This window comes from Psychrobacter sp. 1Y1 (genome assembly GCF_051847395.2).
Lineage (GTDB): Bacteria > Pseudomonadota > Gammaproteobacteria > Pseudomonadales > Moraxellaceae > Psychrobacter.
Genome location: NZ_JBPYDF020000001.1, coordinates 1,259,980 through 1,280,385, shown reverse-complemented (window position 1 = coordinate 1,280,385; position 20,406 = coordinate 1,259,980). Strand labels below are relative to the sequence as shown.

Sequence of the window (20,406 nt, the reverse complement as noted above, 5' to 3'; positions counted from 1 at the left end):
AGGTCAACGTTTGGGCATATTGTTCATTCCATAAGGTTGATAGATACCATTAGAAGAATGAAAGACCTAAAGGCATAACTCTTATCATCTGGCTTTATCTATACAAGCATTGACGAGCATCACATTGACTCTCCTCAATGACAATAAAAAGTCATTATTGAATAAATAGGTAGATTTTTATGGCGTTAATAGTACAGAAATACGGCGGCACCTCGATGGGCAGTATCGACCGCATCAAAAACGTCGCCAAACGAGTCAAACGCTGGCATGACAATGGTCATCAAGTGGTCGTCGTGGTCTCAGCCATGAGCGGCGAAACCAACCGTTTGATTGATCTAGCTCGCCAAATTAGCACGCAGCCTGATCCTCGCGAATACGATCAGATGGTCTCAACAGGTGAGCAGGTGTCTATCTCACTACTCGCTATGGCCATTAAAGAGCTTGGTATTGGTGCCCGTTCAATGACTGGTCGCCAAGTCGCGATTAAAACCGACAATGCTCATAACAAAGCCCGTATCGAAAGCATCGATGACAAAAACATACGCGAGCAATTAGATGCTGGCAATATCGTTATTGTGGCAGGTTTCCAAGGTATCGACGAAGAAGGCAACGCGACCACATTAGGACGCGGCGGTTCTGATACCACAGGTGTGGCGATTGCCGCGGCCTTAGGCGCTGACGAGTGTCAAATTTATACCGATGTCGATGGCGTTTATACCACTGACCCTCGTGTAACCTCAAAAGCCAAAAAACTTGAAAAAATTACGTTTGAAGAAATGCTTGAAATGGCAAGTCTTGGCTCCAAGATTCTACAAATTCGCTCAGTAGAATTCGCTGGTAAATACGGCGTGCCGCTACGTGTACTCTCTAGCTTTGATGAAAACACAGACGGTAGCTTTGACCAAGAATTTCAAGACAACGTGGGTACCCTAATTACGATAGACGAAGGAGACAATATGGAACAGGCAATCATCTCAGGTATCGCGTTCAATAGAGACGAAGCAAAAATCTTAGTACGCGGCGTGCCTGACCATCCTGGTATCGCCTCTGCTATCTTAAGCCCAATTGGTCGTGCCAATATCGAAATCGATATGATTGTACAAAACCTTTCGGATAACGGTACCACTGACTTTACTTTCACAGTTAACCGCACTGATTTAGATAAAACGCTAAAAGTGCTTAACGAAGAAGTAAAAGATGAAATTGGCGCCAAAGAAATATTGGGCAACAGTGAAGTCGTCAAAGTGTCATTGGTTGGTGTTGGCATGCGTTCACACGCAGGTGTCGCTAGTCTTATGTTCCAAACACTGGCTGAAAACAACATCAATATCCAAATGATTTCAACCAGCGAAATCAAAGTGTCGGTCCTAATTCAGGATCAACACTTAGAAAAAGCCGTTAAGTCATTGCACACGGCATTTGGCCTAGATCGTGAAGACGGTGAAAGCAAAATCGCTGGGCTATAAGACATAAAAACTGTTAAAATATAGCATTAGCTTTAATGGTTATCTATTAATCGCTATTAATGACTTTATATAGTATGTAGATAAACAGCATTTAAATTAATAGTATCTAAATAAAAACAGTACTTAAATAAAATAGGATCTTTTTAGGTCCTATTTTTATTTTTTAGCATAGTTGAAATGAGCATTTACCTAATAGTTTTGTGAAAAACCGTGACAGTATCTGTTATGCCGCCTATAATGGGGCTTTCATTTGGGCTAAATGAATCTACCTATCATTACCGCTATTGGCACGATATCGAGCATCGTGATAATGGTTATATTGCGTGTTTGGTGCTGCGGTGATGTTCTGCAATTGAGAAGTAATCTGATGAGTAATAATTTGTTGATGCGACATAAGGAGTGTGACGCATGTTAATTTTGACACGCCGCGTGGGCGAAACGCTAATGATTGGCGACGAAGTAAGTGTGACGGTTCTAGGCGTCAAAGGCAATCAAGTACGTATCGGTGTAAACGCACCTAAAGATATTGCAGTACACCGCGAAGAGATTTATCAACGTATTCAGCATGAGCGTTCTGTACAGTCGCAAATGCAGCATCTTGAGCAAGGCAACTTTTCGCCTTCGTTTGATGATGAAGATTACTTTAATCGCTAAGCTAGCTAAATTATAATGCTGAACGCTCAACGGCTACTATCATCATTGAGCACACATAAATATTATATTGTTTTTTTAATCTGCTCTGAGGTCATTTATTTATGAGTATCCGCCAATCAGATGTATCGGCATTACTTAATGGTTTGAACAAAAAAGCCATTGGATTCAATGATGTCATCAGCTTTATCGATGATTTTTATCGCTATGCACCTGCCCCTTTTGTGAATGGAATGGTACATAATGCAGCCGGTGAGAACGAAGGTAGCGCAAAGATCTTTGGTTTTGCTAAGCACCATGGTCTGAACCAATTGGACACGCTTAAACTATTTGGCGAGCATTATGCCAAGGTTCAAGCAACGCCTAACGGTACCGATCATGCCAATATCCGTAATTTTTTACATTGGGGCTGGCAAGGATTTTTGATGCAAAAGAACCCGCTAACGGTTCGTCCTAGTGTCGATACGACTGCTATTTAATCGTCTATGATGATTAAGCTATTTCTGATAATTTAATTATTGATAAATTAAAAAAGCCACGCTATATAGCGTGGCTTTTTATGATAATTGTTTTTATCACAACTATTACAACTTATTTATAAATCTATTTATCACAAAACTTAACAGGCTGTACCGCACCTTTAGGATTCGGCATATTAGGGTAGTGATGCTCGTGCTCGACATCACATTCAGCGCCAACGACAGAACCATCATCTTTTACCGGTTTATGAATATAACCTGTACGCTCGGCTGGCGGCAGATGCTCATGCTCCCATACCATCACTGCTTGCATACAAGTCTCACGCTGCTCAGCGGTAATCTTACGACCGTCAGGCCATTTACCTAGCTCAATTGCCATACGAAATTTATCAACCACTTCGGGCGTTAGACTTGCTAGTATTGTTTGTTTATCCATCTTACCTACTCTCCACTACCATTCTTTATATCATATTTTGGTCTAATAGATACGCTTATTCATCGTCTATAATATCATCATCGACATCAAGACTGAATTCTTCGGCATGTACGTTCCAGTGCAGCTTTGTACGGCAGGCCTCATAAAAGTCAAACCCAGGTGGGTGCAACAAGGTAAGCTTATCAGGATGCTTACGAATGTGTAGGCGCTGCTCTTGCTCAAGTGGCACGCTTGGCTTACCGTCCGCACTCACCATCGGCTGAGTACGATTGTCTTCATGAATACGAATACAAACCTCACTATTACCGCTGACCACAATCGGTCTACTAGATAATGTATGGGGATGCATCGGCACCAGACAAATAGCGTCCATACTCGGATGAATAATTGGACCGCCACCTGATAAGGCATAAGCAGTAGAGCCAGTCGGTGTTGCCGCTATCAAGCCATCACTATGCTGTCTATAAACGTCATGTCCATCAATTTTCATCTGAAAATCAATCATATGTACGGATTTACCAGCGTGCAGTACGATGTCGTTCAGTGCCATGTCTTCATGGATAATTTTGCGCCCTTCTCGTATCTCCATCGTCAATAAAAACCGATGGTCCAGTTGATAGTCTCCCATCAATACTTGACGTAACTTAAACGCAGCTTCATCAGGTTTTACATCTGCTAAGAACCCTAAACGACCACGGTTAACCCCTAATACAGGTACACGGTAGCGTGCTAGCGCTTCAGCAGCATGTAGTATCGAACCATCACCGCCTACAACAATAACCAAATCACAAATCTCACCAATCAAACCACGTTTGACGATTTTGACTCTTTCTATATCTGTGAGGTCAAGCGTTGGTAAATTGGCCGTTTGTACATCCATTATCAACGTCAAATTCATATCATTGACGGTTTGGGCAATCTGTACCAAGCTTTGAGTGACACTACGTTTACCAGCACGGCCCATTAGACCAATACGCCTAAAGGCAGGGTTTTTAATAGCGTGGAATAGCTCTGATTCATGTAAGTGTGGCAATCTTGCTGACTGCGCTGAGTTTTCCATAAAACGACTCGGTATAACGGTGAAGTACAAGGCAATGATAGCGATAAATGCGCGCTTAGACTAGCATGTTTATGAATTATCGTTGTTAACTGTCGTAACTGACCCCATATAAAAGCTATCGAATGTTTTACTTAGCCGAATCTGTCTGTTCAGTTGTCAAATTAATGTATTGAGCGATATAGTGGCTCAATGCGCTAGCCAATGAGCAGCTTGAGGTTGCACCGCAGCAGTTGTCACGCAAACACAGTTGACAATAATGGCGGTTTTGCTAAAGTAACCAACATCACTATTTTTATATTTTATTATTAAGGACTTATGTATGGCCAATCCTATTGTCAGTCGCGCAGAACTTGCGATCGGCGGTAATCCAATGACGGTCAAGGGCGTAATTCAAAAGACCAGCTTATTACTTGGTTTATCAGCCATTACTGGTGTGGGCTTTTTCTTTTATGCGCTTATGGCAGGTTTATCGCAAGGTTTTATTACGATGGCAGCCTTTGGTAGCATGATTGCTGCGTTTGTTCTGGCTCTTTTTATTACCTTTAAGCCGCAAAAAGCCAAGACTTTGGCTGTACCTTACGCCTTGCTAGAAGGTATCTTTTTGGGCGGTATCTCATTATTTTTCATGAGAATGTATCCAACAGTACCAGTCACGGCGATGTGCGCAACTTTCGTCACAGCTGCGGTTATGCTTGGTCTATATCGTTCAGGTTTAGTTAAGGTTACTGAAAAGTTCCGTTCTATCGTGACCTCGGCGGTTATTGCCATTATGCTTGTCTATGTAGCACAGTGGGTACTTTCTCTAGCGTTTGGTTCATCACTACCGTTCCTATTTGAAGGTGGCGCTATCGCTATTGGCTTTAGCTTATTTGTCATCGTTATCGCTTCTTTCACACTGTTGTTGGATTTCGATAATATTGATCGCGGTGTTGCGATGGGTGTTTCTGAAGATTACGAGTGGTTGTTCAGTATTGGTATTCTTGCAACCCTAGTCTGGATGTATATCGAATTTATGCGTCTGCTAAGCTATCTACAAGACTAATTGTAAGAGTGACCTAACAGTATCTCTGTATAGAAAAAACCGCCTTCCATCAAATGGAAGGCGGTTTTTTTGTGAGCAAATTTCACAGGCTTGTTTAAATTAGGGGCTGTAGTAGATAAGGATTAAATATCACACCATTTTCTCAAGGTTTTCAGCTGATTAGATGGTGAGCCATAGTTGAATCTAAACTCGCACTCTTTTAAAAACAAATGGAAGTTCTTCTTATTAATCCCATTATACTTTCTGAGTGTTCGTTTGGACTGATTCCAGAAGTTCTCAATGCCATTGATGTGATTGTTCTTACCGCAAATGAACTCTATAGAGTGATTGACTCTGAAATGTTTAAACTCACTCACATCTAATGCATTGTAACTTCGATAGCTATCCGTATAAACAAAGCTGTCAGGCTTGATTTTACGCTTAATAACAGGCATTAGGGTAGTCTGTTTGGTGTCTGCTACGACAATGGTATAAACCTTACCGTTTCGTTTTAGAATACCAAATACAGCGGTTTTACCAGCAGCCCCGCGACCTCTTTTGCCTTTGCGTACACCGCCAAAGTAACTTTCATCTAATTCGACCTCACCATCAAAAAGCTCATCAGCTTCTAATGAGAGATGGTAATCTATCACAAGTCTTATTTTATGATAAAAAAGTGCAGCAGTATTAGGCTGAATATCAAGCAAATCTGCGGCTGTTCTAGCAGTCACTTCAGCCGTAAAAAACTCTAACAGCCTTCGCTGTGCTTTTTTACTTAGTTTACAACGGGTTATCTTCATAAAAGTAGTCTAGCATAGTGCTTATCTACTACAGCCCCTTAAATTAAGTACTTTTTAAAGAGACTAAGCACGTTTTAGACGCAATGCATTTAACACGACAAATAGCGAACTGAGCGACATACCAATCGCAGCGAGCCATGGTGGCACATAGCCTAAAGCCGCTGGTATCAGGACGATACTATTATAAGCGAGCGCCCAGCGGAAATTTTGCTTGATAATACGTTCCGTCTTATCAGAGATACGTTTAGCCGCAGTGATAGCTTCGATTTGTCCATTTAAGATAATACTATCACTAGATACTTGTGCTAAGTCTGCCGCACCTGCAATCGAAGTCGACACATCTGCCGCTGCTAATACTGGTGCATCGTTGATACCATCACCTACCATCAATACCACGGCACCGTTGGCTTGCAGCTGCTGAATATGATTGACCTTATCAGTCGGTGATAGTCCGTTGTATGCTGCTTGCATACCTAAACTCTCAGCCATGACTAGCGCTTGCGGGCTTGGATCACCTGTCAACATAACAGACTCGATACCTAGTTCTTTGAGCGTATCGAGCATCGACTGCGCACTATCACGTACCTTGTCATTGAAATAAAAACATGCCAGCGCCTGCCATTTTTTGCTGTCAGTATTTTGATAAGACAATACTACTGCTGAGCTGGCTCGCTGAGCTACTAGATCGATGGTTAAATCATCGTTTGCATCTATATCATTGGCGCTATTATCTGTTCTGTCTAACGCAAAGTCTTTATGACCGATTCGATATACAGTGCCATCAATCATCGCTTTCACCCCGCCTGCTGGATAATGCTGTACGGCTTGCGTCGATGGCAGGTGTAACTGATAGGCTGCCGTCAGTAACGCGTGAGCAATTGGATGACGACTTCCTACTTCTAGTGCAGCTGCAATGGCCAACAGCGTATCTTTTTGCGCTGTTAATGATAAATCGTCAGTTTCGGTCTGGCTTTTTGGTGTGATTAACTCAATATTTAATAAATTTGGCTTACCATAAGTCAGCGTGCCCGTCTTGTCAAAAGCAACATGCGTGATTTCAGCCAGCGTTTGTAAGGTATGTCCACGCGTCGTCAAAAAACCATAGCTTGCCAGACGATTGGTTGAGACGGTCAAGGCAATCGGCGTCGCTAACGACAGAGCACAAGGACAAGTAGCCACCAAGACTGCCACGGTTGCCCAAATCGCTTGGCTTGGATCGACGATATACCAGCCGACAAATACCAAGACGGATAAAACCAAAATGCGCGCGACAAACCAACGTGCTAGCTTATCTGCTTGCTGCGCCAATTTGGGTTTTTCGCTCATGGCGCGATTCATCAATCGATCAATTAAGCCTATCTGGCTATCTTTTGGCAATGCTGTGACTAGCATCTCAAACGGCTGGCTATCGTTTTGCGCACCGCCAACAATATAATCACCTTGAGACTTGATGATTAAATCACCTTCGCCAGTCAGTAGACTTTGTGACACCGTTGCAGTAGAACTTAGCAAGATGCCGTCACTGATAATCTCAGAGCCCGCTTCAACTAAAATGATGTCACCCACCTGTAAACTATGAGCGGTGACCATTTTCTTTAACTCTACATCGTCTTCTGCTTGTGATTGCGCATTCTGTTTGTTGCGTGCCTGCTGCCAGTCTTGAGCGATACGTGATGTGAGCTGATGAACATTGGCGTCCATACGCTGCATAAAGTCAGGCATAACTTCAGCCGCTACACTCGAACCCTTTTGAGCATTATCTTCGATAGCTTCATCTTGTTGAGACGTATTTTCTTTCAGCTGCTGTAAAATATGCTCAGCTGCTGATTTGTCTTCAGCGACTTTTTGTACTAATACCGGCTCAACTACGACCAAATCATTAGCCATAGTCGCAGCTTTTAGACGTGCGTTATGCTCGATATAACGCCCTGCCAACAAAAAGAAAATAAACATGCTGACCGAGTCATAATACGTCTCCCCTTGCCCAGTGATGGTAGCGTAGAGACTGGCAAAGAAAGTGATAATCAATGCAAGACTGACGGGCACATCCATATTGACTTGGCGCGCACGAATTGCTGACCATGCAGAGGTGAAGAAAGGAATGCCAGCATAGAAAAATACAGGCGTACTCACAAATAAAGACACCCAACGCAAAAAGTCACGCTGGAATATCAACATGTCGCTATACTCACCAAAATAAAGCGCAACGGCATACATCATCGCTTGCATCGAACCTAGTGCAGCGATGCCGAGACGCAATAGCATTTGATTGTTATGACGTGCCAGCATGGCTTCGTGTGTATCTTGGCGATAAGGCTTGGCTTCGTAGCCGATTTCGTTGATGACCGCTAAAATACGACTGATGGGTAATTTGTTTTCATCCCAAATGACCCGCATACGTTGGTTGGTCAAATTTACCTGACATTTACCAATACCCTCTAGCTCATCGAGGCGCGACTCAATCAGCCAAGTACAGGCAGCACAGCGTAAGTTATTAACAGACAGCTCTGCTACTGACATGCCATCTTGCGCGTAAACGAATTGCGATTTTATCTCGTCATGATCGTAGACCTCGAGACGCGTCAGCTGAGTTGGCAAACTTGCCGTACGGTTAATCTCTGAACGGTCAAGATAATATTGCTCAAGACCAGCCTCTACTATGCTTTGGGCAGCTAACTGACAGCCCATACAACACATCTCTCGTGACTGACCTAATATCTCAGCATAAAACGGTGGCTGAGGTACAGGGTCACCACAGTGAAAACAGTGATCAGCCAGCGGAAGCACTAATCCTTCGATGATAGAAGTGTCTTCATAAGAATGATTGGTAGCAGATGATACTGATGATGGGATACTAGACATAGTCGCGCTTACTTCCTTTGACAGGCTTGCTTAAAATGCATTCATTTAAAGCAAACTTGCTCGTATTGACTGTACTGTACGTCATGCAATAGAGCCGTTTTTAATCACATAAATATCACTACCGCTAGTAGCATAATATTGATAACGGACGGCTAATAGCAAACAATTAGCAACAGCGAATTCATACAAAATACATCGTGAGGACAATCGTAAATTGTTATCTTATATGGCGGTTATCTACCAGATTGAAAGTGACTGACGCTTTATTACAAGTATCGGTATTTTAATAGGGATTATACTATAAGCCATCGCTATGAGCAGTACCATCGCTCATGGTCTACGACCAATAAATGCCTGCGTTGACGATGATAGATTGAAAAATTTGTCAATTTGCGTCATTATGAGGCAGTTTTTTATCCAAAAATGGTGCGACATCCGTGCAAAAACCTAATTACAAGTTACCAAATACCAAGTTATCAGCGTCATCTAAGTCTGCTATGCATACGCTACCCTCGCAGCAGCGCGGCTTGGTCTTTAGTAGTCTGCTATTAATTACCATCATCGCAGGCATGGTGCTGTTGGCGCTATATTTGATCAAACTTGATCGCACCATTACTCATAAGTTTGAGGGCAAGCGCTGGGACATTCCAGCCAAAGTGTATTCTCAGCCGCTTGAGCTGTATCAAGGCGCCAATGTCGATAGAGATACGATGAAGACATGGCTAGAGTTGCTTAACTATCAAAGCAACAAAGCTTATGATCGCACGGGTACCTATCATCGGACAGGCAATACTTACTTTATTCACACGCGCGGCTTTACGTATAGTGCTAATGATAAAGATGCCGAGCAAGTCATCAAAATGACGATTTCTGGTAATAAAGTAGAATCTATCCAGAGTACTCTGCCGGCTAAGAGCGGCATCATTCGTCTAGAGCCTGTCAATATCGGTGGTATCTATCCCGACAGTAATGAAGATCGGATGGTTGTGTCTTTGGACGAAGTGCCTCAGCCGTTAATTGATGCCCTTATCGCTACCGAAGATCGCGCGTTTTATGAGCATAAAGGGGTATCAGTACGTGGTATCGCCCGTGCCGTAATAAATAACTTTACTGGTGGTGCCAGACAAGGTGGCTCGACCATCACCCAACAGTTGATTAAAAACTTCTATCTCAATTCAGATCGCACTATCAAACGCAAAGCCAACGAAGCATTGATGGCCGTGCTGCTTGAGCTGCATTACAGCAAAGATGAAATTCTACAGACCTATTTGAATGAGATTTATCTGGGTCAAAATGGCAACCGCTCTATCAATGGTTTTGGTTTGGCTTCACAGTTTTATTTTGACAAACCACTTAATGAGCTGCGCTTAGATCAGCAAGCAATGCTGGTTGGTATGGCAAAAGGTCCAAGTATTTATAACCCACGTCGCAATCCAAATGACTCAAAAGCACGCCGCGATGTGGTACTTAATAACATGCTGACAATGGGCACACTGAGCCAAGAAGACTACGACAAAGCCTTAAAGCAACCGCTTGGCATCGTGGATAAGCCTGCTGAAGGCAAAAGCCAGTTCCCTGATTTCTTAGATATTGTCAAACGTGAACTAAATACCGTTTACTATTCTGACGACCTCAAAAACGAAGGTCTGATTATTATCAGTACTCTAGACCCTATCGCTCAATTGGCCGCAGATAAAGCCGTTGATAGAAAACTTGGTGAACTGCGCCGTAATAGTAGCAAAACTAAGGATTTACAAGGCGCGTTAGTGAGTGCCAATCCTGAGACTGGCGAGCTAGTATCTGTCGTAGGTAGTGGTAGTGAATTTACAGGGTTTAACCGCGCGGTCGATGCCAAACGCCAAGTTGGCTCGTTGCTGAAGCCTATCATTTATATGACTGCGCTTGAGAGCGGTCGTTATAACTTGGCCAGTTCAGTAGATGACTCCCCTATTACGGTCAATCTAAACGACGGTACTGACTGGAACCCTAAAAACTACGACAATCGTGATCATGGTTATGTTCCATTTACCACGGCACTGTCTCAATCCTATAACCAAGCGGCAGTACGCTTAGGTATGGAGTTCGGCGTTAATACCTTTGCTAAGCAATTACAGCGCATGGGTATCAAAGAAAAAATTCCACCTTACCCATCAGCATTGTTAGGCTCAGTTAATTTGAGTCCGATGGATATGCTTGGTATTTACCAAGTCTTTGCCACTGGTGGCTTCCGTACGCCTATTCATAGTATCCGTACGGTCATTGATGATCGCGGCCGTATTTTACAGCGTACTGGGCTTAACACTCAGCGCAGTATTCCACCTGAAACCAACTTTTTGACCAACTATGCATTACAGCAAGTCGTCTCAAATGGTACGGCCAGACGTGCGCAATCACTCGGCAGCAATTTAAACCTAGCCGGAAAAACGGGGACGACAAATGACTACCGTGACGCTTGGTTTGCAGGCTATAGTGGCAATTATGTAAGTGTCGTTTGGGTTGGTCGTGATGATAATAAACCGATTGGTTTGAGTGGTGGTACTGGCGCCTTACCAGTTTGGGTAGATTATATGAAACGCCTAAAACTGACTCCGGTTGCTCTACCAGAGCCAGAAGGTATCGAGTGGTTATGGTTAGAAAACAACTCAGGCAAACTGTCTAATGAACGCTGTGCCAACGCTCGCTACTTACCAGTAATGTCAGCTCATTTACCAGAAGAAGCTAGCAGTTGTGCGCTAAACCTGTACCAGCAAGATCGCGCTCGTGAACAGACACAGTTTCAGAACCAGCAAGGTGATATCAATCAACAACGTCGCCGTGAAGGTTTAGAGATTCCAAATGGCGAAGCTGTTGAATCTGAGGGTGCAGCAGGTAGCAGCGAGCAAAGTGAAGGTGATGAAGACCGTGCTGATACTTGGTATGACCGCGCTGTTGAATGGTTCTAGCTGTTGAATGGCTTTAATAGTGTTTTTGATATTTAGCTTTTAATATTTAAAAAAGGTTTTAACATGATGGTGTCATCTTTACGGACAACTACTTCAGTAAAACAAACAATGCTGCTATGGCGTAATAAAATCACGTCAAACAATACATTACTTGCAGGCAGCGCGATCGTTGGCATGCTAAGTCTAAGTGCTTGTCAGACGGCCCCTAGCACATCGCCCACAGTGCAAACCACGCCTGTTCAAACATTACCAGCGTCACAACCGACCGTGCCATCAACGACAACTGCTCAAGCGCCTGTCACGGAAGCAAACAATCAAAGCAACTATCCAACCGAGCCTTACAATGCAGTTGAACAGTCCGAAACACCAAATCCATTAACGCAAGAGACACCTGTATTTACACCTCCCGCTCCAGAAGTGATGCAGCCTGATCCTGTTATCATTGCGCCTTCTCGTAACGACTATATAATCTCTGAGCCATCGGTACCGTCGCATAATGAGTTACTTGAGCACGCTAGAAGAAACTCGCAGCAACGTACTCAACAATCTGCCAGCAACAATAGTAATCTGCCTGCGTTTCGCAATTTGATGCAAGTAGGCATCAGTCAATTGAAAGCGGGCAATCTAACCAATGCCGAGAACAGCTTTACCCGTGCGCAGCGTCTAGCGCCCAAGTCATCGGCGGTATACTTCTATTTGGCACAAGTAGCATTAAAAAAGAACCAACCTCGTAAGGCAGAAGCGATGGCACGTCGTGGTCTTAGTGTCTCTCAAGATAGCAATCGTAGACGAGCACTATGGCAAGTTATATTGCAATCAGGACAAGCTCAGGGTAACTCACGCGTGGTCAATGAAGCAAAACAAGCATTGCGCTAATAACCGAGTATTTGTACCTCTTAGATTTATTAGTTAAAACCTCTATATACATCATACATTTCATTGTATGTAGACTTATCTAGGGCAGCCCCCTAACACCTACACTTATTTTTATTTCCGCTTAAGGTTATCTTTATGGCATGGCAACAACTGCATTTACAATGCGAAAAATCAAACGTCGACTTGGCTGAAGCGCTTTTGTTAGAAGCAGGCGCATTATCAATAGCTTTAGACGATGCTGGCGATCAACCTCTGTTTGAGCCACTTCCAGGTGAATCACCGCTGTGGGATGAGGTGATACTAACAGGACTATTTGATGCGACTACTGATGCTGGTAGTCGTCAAGCGGTTGAGCAATTAAGTCATGAAATCGCTGCACAAGTACAGGCTACTCGTATTTGGTTAACGGCTGTTGATGATAAGGATTGGGAGCGCGAGTGGATGAGCAACTATCATCCTATCGAATGTGCTAATGACTTATGGATTGTGCCTGACTGGCTAACGCCGCCTAACCCTGAAGCTACCAATATCATTATGGATCCAGGTTTGGCATTTGGTACTGGCTATCATGCTACGACTCGCCTGTGCCTAGACTGGCTAACAGAGCAAGACCTAACAGACAAAGTGGTTATCGATTATGGTTGTGGTTCAGGCATTCTAGGGATTGCTGCTTTGCTATTGGGTGCACGTCAAGTATATGCAGTCGATATTGACCCACAGGCGGTACTTGCTACCAATCAGAATGCGGTACGCAATAATGTAGGCGATCGTTTACAGGCATTTTTGCCAGAAGAATTTACAGAGTATTGCTCGCAGCATGACGTTCTGCCTGTAGAAGTGATCGTTGCTAATATTTTAGCGAAGCCGCTTATTGGTTTAGCACCTTACTTTGCAACACTCATTGCGCCAAAGGGCCGTATCGTATTGGCAGGTTTGATTGAGTCGCAAACCGAGCAAGTCACTGAAGCTTATCAGCCATATTTTGCACTCGATCCTAAGCATGCTTTTACTGCGCAAGAAGACCAGCATTGGCAACGTTTATCAGGTACATTTACTAGCTAGCAACATTTAATTACATCTGTTACGATAGAGGGCAGTCAAATGTTATGTGTTTGACGCCACTCTGTCTTTGCCTACAATTCATCGAAATTAAATAAGTAAAATGCGTATTGTGGGCAGCTATTGGTGAGTGGCTAAGCGGTATTGATAACCATACTTTTTTGGATTCGCCTCTATGACCACGCCAATAAAAACCCAATGCCCCCATTGCCAAGCTTGCTATAGCGTTAAACAAACTCAACTAAATCAAGTCAATGCTACCATCAGCTGTGATCGGTGCCAGCAAAGTTTTTTGGTCAATAAACATCTTGTGGTAAATTCTGAGGTCATTCAAAAACCAACACCACAAAAAAATATTCCTGCTCAACAAAAAGCTCAAACTCAACCAATTTCGAACGAGCAAAAAACGTCTACTAATAGTAATCAGCATAAACCTCAAAATGTGCCAAATCGCCCTACATCTTCAATCAGTAAGAAAAAATCATCTGATACTTTGATTCATGACGACTTAATTTATGACGATATGGATATAGACGAGCCAGAAGAAGACGTTCAAGAGTATGACTCTTTAGATAATATGGATGCATGGTTAACCCAAGCCAGTAATACCAGTCCTAGCGCAGCAACCACAGAAAAACCAAAAGCGCCCTCTTCTAAAGAAACTATCAAAACCTCTAATCCATCAACAAAGAAACCATCTACTAGTACAATATCAGCATCAACACAGAACATGCTCAGCTCGGCAGCGGCCAATGATATTCATGCCAATGTTGAGAGTAGTGATAACAATTCATGGCTACAAAAACTATTAGAAGAACAAAATCAAGACGAAGAAACACCGCCAGATGACACAGACTTATCACAGCTTCTATCTGATATGGGAGTACCCGTTAAAGATGAAGACCCTGCTGCCGACGATCGTTTAAGAAAAACCCAGTTACCGTTTGCACCAACCCAAACGACACGTTCAATTGCATCATTGTTATGGGTACTAGGTTGTTTGGTCCTAGCACTGCTACTCGCGGCACAGTATGTTATTTTTAACTTAGAAAATTTAGTCAAAAACCCAGCTTATGCTCAGCGTCTCCAATCGATATGCTCTGTCGCTGCCTGCAGCTTACCCAGTGCAGATTTATCAGCGCTTACCATCAGCAATACCTTTCATAGAAGCAGTCAGATTAAAACTGCTGGTACATTTAGCGATATAGGCGCTACTCTAAGTAATGGCAGCCCGCAGGCACAATTATACCCAAATGTAAAAATAAGTGTTTATGGTAAAGACGGGCTTATTGGAGAGTCCATTGCGGATCCAAACGATTATTTATTAGGCAAGCAAAGTCAGTTAGCTGCCAATACAGATAGACAGCTATTGTTTACTATCCCTGTGGCTAATGCGCAGATCCGCGACATTACTATGACCGCTCTTTATTAAATTAGGATGTCATATATAAATAAGCGTGAGTAGAAAATACACCGTAAATTCATTTTCAATTAAACCGTGATAGCCAAGATAACGATGAATCTATCAGCGCTAGGCGATATTAATTTGATATACTATAGTTCTGACCCCTCACAATCAGAATTTTTCTTCATCTCAAGGATATTATTTTATGGCACCTCATGCACAGCATAATGCCAATCATTTTGCTAAAAGCTCTGAGCACCCTGCCGATTATAATAAAGACGAATACCAACCACCTACGCACGGCTTTGATTTTGCTAATCAAAACTATACAAGTAGTGCGCAGCAACCTCTACGAGTTCATGTAGAGCGTGTGGTGCGTCAGTACTTTGCGATGCTAGGAGATGAGATGCCCACTGATTTATATGAATTGATTTTGAAGCAAGTCGAAGAGCCTCTCTTATCTGTCGTCCTAGAAAAAACAAGAGGCAACCAAACCAAATGTGCTCAGATATTAGGCCTAAATCGAGGCACTTTGCGCAAAAAAATGAAGACCTATGATTTAATGTAGCATTGTTATATGAGCTTACCCATCATCATTGACTATCATTATGTATGGCAATCAAATGTTTCTCGCTTTATCTATCATGATACGGCATACCGTTGTCATCATCACCTTGCCAGACGTTTACGTCAGGCTTTTTTTATGGAAAATTTCTTATGAGTACAACCCCACTTGCCCTATTATCGGTCTCCGATAAGTCTAATATCGTCGAGTTTGCTCAAGGCCTTCTCAAAGCAGGTTTTGGTTTATTATCTACTGGCGGTACTTATCGTCTGCTCACAGAAAACAATGTCGACGTGACTGAAGTATCAGATTACACAGGCTTTCCTGAAATGATGGATGGTCGTGTTAAAACGCTGCATCCTAAGATTCACGGTGGCATTCTAGGACGCCGTGGTACAGATGATGCAGTTATGAGTGATCATGCAATCGAACGTATCGACTTAGTCGTCGTGAACTTATATCCGTTTGCTGAGACGATTGCACGTGCTGACGTGACTATGAACGATGCTATCGAAAATATCGATATTGGTGGCCCTACCATGGTACGTTCAGCGGCGAAAAACCACGCTCATGTGGGTATCGTCACTGATCCAGCTGATTATGACCGTGTACTTAACGCCTTAGATGGTAGCACTGAACTGACGACTGCTTTACGTTATGATTTGGCAGTAAAGGCGTTTGAGCATACGGCACAGTACGACGGTATGATTGCAAACTTCTTAGGTAGCCGTGTCAACGAAACTCAAGAACCAGAAAACTTCCCTCGTACATTTAATGTGCAGCTTGAAAAAGCACAAGACCTACGCTATGGCGAAAACCCGCATCAAAACGCGGTTTTCTATACTGAAAACCAGCCTTTAAAAAGCAAACAAGCTTCAATCGCAACGGCTAAGCAGTTACAAGGCAAAGCATTGTCTTATAACAACATCGCTGATACCGATGCTGCGCTTGAGTGCGTTAAAGCTTTCAGCGCGCCTGCTTGCGTTATCGTTAAGCATGCCAACCCTTGCGGTGTCGCGGTTGATAATGACCAAGTAGCGGCTTATCGTACTGCTTTTAGCACCGATCCTGAATCGTCTTTTGGTGGTATCATCGCATTCAACCGTCCGTTGACGCTTGCTGCGGCAAAAGCCATTATCGACAATCAGTTCGTAGAAGTAATCATTGCACCTAGTATCGAAGACGGTGTGCTTGAAGCGACAGCTACTAAGAAAAACGTACGCGTATTGGTATGCGGCGAGCTACCAGCACCAGATAAGCGTGATATCCAACTTGACTACAAGCGCGTTAACGGTGGTTTACTGGTACAAGAGCAAGACCTTGGTTTAATCACTGCTAACGACTTAAAAATCGTCACTGATGTACAACCAACTGAAGCGCAAGTGGCAGATCTACTGTTCAGCTGGAACGTAGCAAAATACGTTAAATCTAATGCCATTGTCTATGCAAAAGGCCAACGTACTATCGGTGTTGGCGCAGGCCAAATGAGCCGCGTTAACTCAGCACGAATTGCTGCTATCAAAGCAGAGCATGCTGGACTAGCAACTGAAGGTGCTGTTATGGCATCAGATGCGTTCTTCCCTTTCCGTGATGGCATCGACAATGCTGCTGAAGTAGGTATCTCTGCTATCATTCAGCCAGGTGGCTCTATGCGTGATGACGAGACCATTGCTGCTGCTAATGAGCATGGTATCGCGATGGTATTCACGGGCATGCGCCATTTCCGCCATTAAATAATTATCTATTGATTTAAGACTGGGATTAGTCACAGCAATTGTATTTGTTATTGCGACTAATCCCAGTCTATATAGTATTTGTGATAATTATCGTTAAAGCATCACCCAAAAAAAGCCACTGCATCAATCGATACAGTGGCTTTTTTAATATCTAAAAATAATAAACTAGCAAATACTTAGCGGCCTTGTGCGTTTGCCATGTTGCTTTCATTAATCTCAACCGTATACACCATACGTAGATAGTCCAAATAGTCTTGCAACTGGTCTTGGCCTAAATTGTCACGAATGATACTGGCTGTTTGCGCTCGTTGCATATCAGACAGTGGTGACTGCTGCTCAGTTTTAATACGGTCTCCAACCAGTAGCGTTGCACCCATCTCAGTCTCACTAGCAATCGCGACGACGCCATTATCAGCGGCTTGCTGGCTAAAGGCCAATCCACGCTCTTTGTCCGTTAGCTGCGTCGTTTGACGGTTAATCTCACCCAGTGCTTGGAAACTAACCGACTGCTTACTTATATCAGCTGGCGTCTTGATACCAGCAGCCAATGCTTTAGCATCTTTTAAAGCTAATGCTGTCGCTTTCTGCTGACGGAGTATTTGAGTGATTCTTGGAGTTGCATTTGCTAGAGCAAGCGTCTTAGTAGGACGATAATTGCTTGGCTGTAACCATACGGTACCGTTGCCAACTTCTACGCCTGCCGTTACCGCCTGATCTTGAATAGTAAACTCATCAAAGGCCTGCTTAACCACAGCTGGTTGCGGCAATGCAGACTTATTATTAACTTTACGATAATCTTTGATACGCTTTAGACTGACGTTTTCTTGCTGTGCAATATCTTCGATACTGAAACCATCTGCTGCCAAATCATTGATTGACGTTACTTTATCAGCATAGATTTCCTGACGTTTATACTCTTTTGCTTTTGCAGTCAGCTCATCACGCATACTGTCTAGACTTGGAATTTTTTTGCCATTGTCTTCAGTGACCGTAAATATCTGATAACCAAAGCTAGTCTTGATAGGCGCAGTCACATCACCAACGCTCAACCCTTCTAGTGCCTCTTGCACAGTATCTGCATCACTGCCAAACACTGACGGATTAAAACGTCCGATATCACCACCTGTTTCACCTGATGGATCGTCCGACTCTGCTTTAGCAAGCGCAGCAAACGCTTCACCTTTATTCAGACGGGCTTTCACTTTATCGGCTCGTGTCTTAGCATCTTTACCAGTAAACAGAATCTGACTAACTTTACGCTCATCAGTAGCCGAAATGTTCTGCTTATATGCTTCATACTGCTGCTGCAACTCTTCTGCGGTTACTTCATCAACCTTGATAGTTTGCGGGCTGAGCTGGATATAGGCCAAGTCAACCATCGCTGCACTTTTCAATGTGTCTTTGTTAGCATCATAGTAAGACTGAATGTCTGTTTTGCTGAGCTTAACTTTGTCAGCATAGTCTTGCCAATTAAAGCGATGTACCCAAACGTTGCGCGACTCAAGTTGCAAGTCAATCAATTGACTGACCGCTTGCATAGGATAAACGGCCGTACCAACGATACTGGCATTTAGTTGATCCAAGCTTAACTGATTGCGAAATTCTGCAAATAGCTGGTTTTTGGTCATGCCGCGCTGACGCAAGAAGTTTGAGAACTGATCGTTTGAAAAGTTACCCTCTGCATCTTGGAATATTTCTTCTTGACGCAGCAGACGATTGATCGTGTCGTCAGACACTGTCATACCAAGCTTGCCTGCTTGCTGCTCTAACAACGTACGGTCGATTAGACCCTTTAACACTTGCTCATGAAGCACATCTTCATTCAATAGGCTGGCATCTTCAACTTGCTCTAGTACTTCAGAACGACGGCTATTAACAGCAGTTTGATACTCGGACAGTCCTACGCTTGCCTCACCTACCTGCGCAATCTGGTTGGGATCGACGTTGCCGCCAAAATAGCTTTCGACACCCAAGAGAGCGAGCGGCGATAGGCATAAAATCAATAAAATGCGACCTGGCCAGCTTTTTAAGAAATCGCGCAATTTATCCATAGTTATCTCTGCTTTATTAACCTATATTGATGAAAAACCATTGTAATACTGTTAGGAGCTATTGAGTGCAACCTGCCAATATCAGTGCTATCTAAGCTCGCAATGGTAAGAGTAAGAGCGTATGCATTTTATAGTAAAAAACAAAATTTACTAAAGAAATCTGACTTAAATGACACACCTATCGCGCGCCCTATGATACGTGATTTTTCATGCAGACTCAAAATATTCACGACGCATGATACAAACTATAGCGATAAAAAAAGCACCTAAATATTAGGTGCTCTCTTCGATGGCTAGCTCATTACTTCAGCTATAGACCATCGACTATCATTTTATGCTTAAAAAGGCGGCTTAGTTCAAGCGCTCTTTTAAGTTTTTACCAGCTTTGAAGCTTGGTACTTTGCTTGCTGGAATGCTTAGCTCTTCGCCAGTCTTAGGGTTACGACCAGTACGTGCTTTGCGATCTTTTACACTGAAAGTGCCAAAGCCAACTAATGAAATGCTATCGCCAGCTTCTAGCGCTTCGCCAACACTTTCCATAACAGCGTTTAGTGCATCACCAGCTTGGGTTTTATTTAGACCACTTTTGTCTGCGATGCTATCAATTAATTCTGACTTATTCATAAAATTTCCTTCAAGTTTAAGGGGGTAATAAATGCTCACGCCAAGTATTGTAACGCTCTCATGGTGCTTACGCAATAAAAACTACCTAACTGGCGCATTAACAGGTTCTTCTTTGTTATCGTCTTTATATCAAGGCAGCATAAGGAGCGCAAGCGATTTTACATATTTTTGTGCTCTACACTACGTATTTGACACCTAATGTTACGCAAAGCGTTAGGAATTTATATATAAGTGGCTCTGCATAACTGAGACGATTGACTTTCCTATTTTCTACGCTTTGACAGATTTGTCAATTGCCGTCTGTGCATTGCTATACATTAAGTTTGTATATTACTGGTCATAAATAAGAGTGTCTTTATTGACGGCTAAATTG

General features: G+C 43.1%; 15 protein-coding genes and 1 pseudogene. 10 read left to right on the top strand and 6 right to left on the bottom strand.

What is annotated here, in order from left to right:
• The first annotated feature begins 179 nt into the window (after nucleotides 1-179).
• The 3 genes and pseudogenes from ACS8FA_RS19430 (at nucleotide 180) to ACS8FA_RS19420 (ending at nucleotide 2,596) form a co-directional block, all read left to right on the top strand.
• A complete protein-coding gene (locus tag ACS8FA_RS19430; protein ID WP_057759246.1) occupies nucleotides 180-1,466 on the top strand; it encodes an aspartate kinase in 1,287 nt (428 codons plus the stop codon).
• A gap of 408 nt (nucleotides 1,467-1,874) precedes the next feature.
• A pseudogene (gene csrA, locus ACS8FA_RS19425) lies at nucleotides 1,875-2,042 on the top strand (carbon storage regulator CsrA); the annotation flags it as partial.
• Between the two features lie 179 nt (nucleotides 2,043-2,221).
• Nucleotides 2,222-2,596, top strand: a complete 375-nt coding sequence (locus ACS8FA_RS19420) for a HopJ type III effector protein (RefSeq protein ID WP_057759243.1) — start codon at nucleotides 2,222-2,224, stop codon at nucleotides 2,594-2,596.
• A 124-nt stretch (nucleotides 2,597-2,720) separates the two neighbouring features.
• Here ACS8FA_RS19420 and ACS8FA_RS19415 read toward each other — a convergent pair whose 3' ends face one another.
• Together ACS8FA_RS19415 and ACS8FA_RS19410 are read right to left on the bottom strand one after the other, a co-directional pair.
• Entirely contained in the window at nucleotides 2,721-3,032 is a 312-nt protein-coding gene (locus ACS8FA_RS19415) for a YeaC family protein (RefSeq protein WP_439265772.1), read from the bottom strand.
• 55 nt (nucleotides 3,033-3,087) lie between these two features.
• On the bottom strand, nucleotides 3,088-4,092 hold the full coding sequence (locus ACS8FA_RS19410) for an NAD(+) kinase (RefSeq protein WP_179798759.1): 1,005 nt from the start codon (nucleotides 4,090-4,092) through the stop codon (nucleotides 3,088-3,090).
• 319 nt (nucleotides 4,093-4,411) lie between these two features.
• Between ACS8FA_RS19410 and ACS8FA_RS19405 the strand changes: the two genes are divergently transcribed.
• Nucleotides 4,412-5,134: a Bax inhibitor-1/YccA family protein gene (locus ACS8FA_RS19405; protein WP_057759239.1), complete on the top strand. Its 723-nt coding sequence runs from the start codon at nucleotides 4,412-4,414 to the stop codon at nucleotides 5,132-5,134.
• A 122-nt stretch (nucleotides 5,135-5,256) separates the two neighbouring features.
• Here ACS8FA_RS19405 and ACS8FA_RS19400 read toward each other — a convergent pair whose 3' ends face one another.
• Complete coding sequence (locus tag ACS8FA_RS19400; protein WP_045455674.1) at nucleotides 5,257-5,913, bottom strand: IS1595 family transposase; 657 nt, start codon at nucleotides 5,911-5,913, stop codon at nucleotides 5,257-5,259.
• A gap of 63 nt (nucleotides 5,914-5,976) precedes the next feature.
• Nucleotides 5,977-8,775, bottom strand: a complete 2,799-nt coding sequence (locus ACS8FA_RS19395) for a heavy metal translocating P-type ATPase (protein WP_439267244.1) — start codon at nucleotides 8,773-8,775, stop codon at nucleotides 5,977-5,979.
• Between the two features lie 437 nt (nucleotides 8,776-9,212).
• Here ACS8FA_RS19395 and mrcB point away from each other — a divergent pair, with 437 nt between their 5' ends.
• The 6 genes from mrcB to purH all read left to right on the top strand — a co-directional run bounded on the left by mrcB (nucleotide 9,213) and on the right by purH (nucleotide 17,355).
• Nucleotides 9,213-11,717, top strand: coding sequence for a penicillin-binding protein 1B (gene mrcB, locus ACS8FA_RS19390; RefSeq protein WP_439267246.1), 2,505 nt, complete (start codon nucleotides 9,213-9,215; stop codon nucleotides 11,715-11,717).
• 63 nt (nucleotides 11,718-11,780) lie between these two features.
• The gene (locus ACS8FA_RS19385) at nucleotides 11,781-12,593 is read left to right on the top strand and encodes a tetratricopeptide repeat protein (RefSeq protein ID WP_439267248.1); all 813 of its coding nucleotides are present in this window, start codon (nucleotides 11,781-11,783) and stop codon (nucleotides 12,591-12,593) included.
• 135 nt (nucleotides 12,594-12,728) lie between these two features.
• Nucleotides 12,729-13,655, top strand: coding sequence for a 50S ribosomal protein L11 methyltransferase (gene prmA, locus ACS8FA_RS19380; RefSeq protein WP_102090395.1), 927 nt, complete (start codon nucleotides 12,729-12,731; stop codon nucleotides 13,653-13,655).
• Between the two features lie 172 nt (nucleotides 13,656-13,827).
• Nucleotides 13,828-15,084 carry an MJ0042-type zinc finger domain-containing protein gene (locus tag ACS8FA_RS19375; RefSeq protein ID WP_439267250.1) on the top strand — a complete coding sequence of 419 codons (1,257 nt, stop codon included), beginning with the start codon at nucleotides 13,828-13,830 and terminating at the stop codon, nucleotides 15,082-15,084.
• A gap of 178 nt (nucleotides 15,085-15,262) precedes the next feature.
• Complete coding sequence (gene fis / locus ACS8FA_RS19370) at nucleotides 15,263-15,625, top strand: DNA-binding transcriptional regulator Fis (RefSeq protein WP_269117553.1); 363 nt, start codon at nucleotides 15,263-15,265, stop codon at nucleotides 15,623-15,625.
• Nucleotides 15,626-15,774: 149 nt separating this feature from the next.
• Complete coding sequence (purH, locus tag ACS8FA_RS19365) at nucleotides 15,775-17,355, top strand: bifunctional phosphoribosylaminoimidazolecarboxamide formyltransferase/IMP cyclohydrolase (RefSeq protein ID WP_439267251.1); 1,581 nt, start codon at nucleotides 15,775-15,777, stop codon at nucleotides 17,353-17,355.
• A gap of 179 nt (nucleotides 17,356-17,534) precedes the next feature.
• Here purH and ACS8FA_RS19360 read toward each other — a convergent pair whose 3' ends face one another.
• Both ACS8FA_RS19360 and ACS8FA_RS19355 read right to left on the bottom strand, forming a co-directional pair.
• The gene (locus ACS8FA_RS19360; protein WP_439267253.1) at nucleotides 17,535-19,409 is read right to left on the bottom strand and encodes a SurA N-terminal domain-containing protein; all 1,875 of its coding nucleotides are present in this window, start codon (nucleotides 19,407-19,409) and stop codon (nucleotides 17,535-17,537) included.
• A gap of 351 nt (nucleotides 19,410-19,760) precedes the next feature.
• Nucleotides 19,761-20,033, bottom strand: coding sequence for an HU family DNA-binding protein (locus tag ACS8FA_RS19355; RefSeq protein ID WP_045445077.1), 273 nt, complete (start codon nucleotides 20,031-20,033; stop codon nucleotides 19,761-19,763).
• Nucleotides 20,034-20,406: the final 373 nt, after the last annotated feature.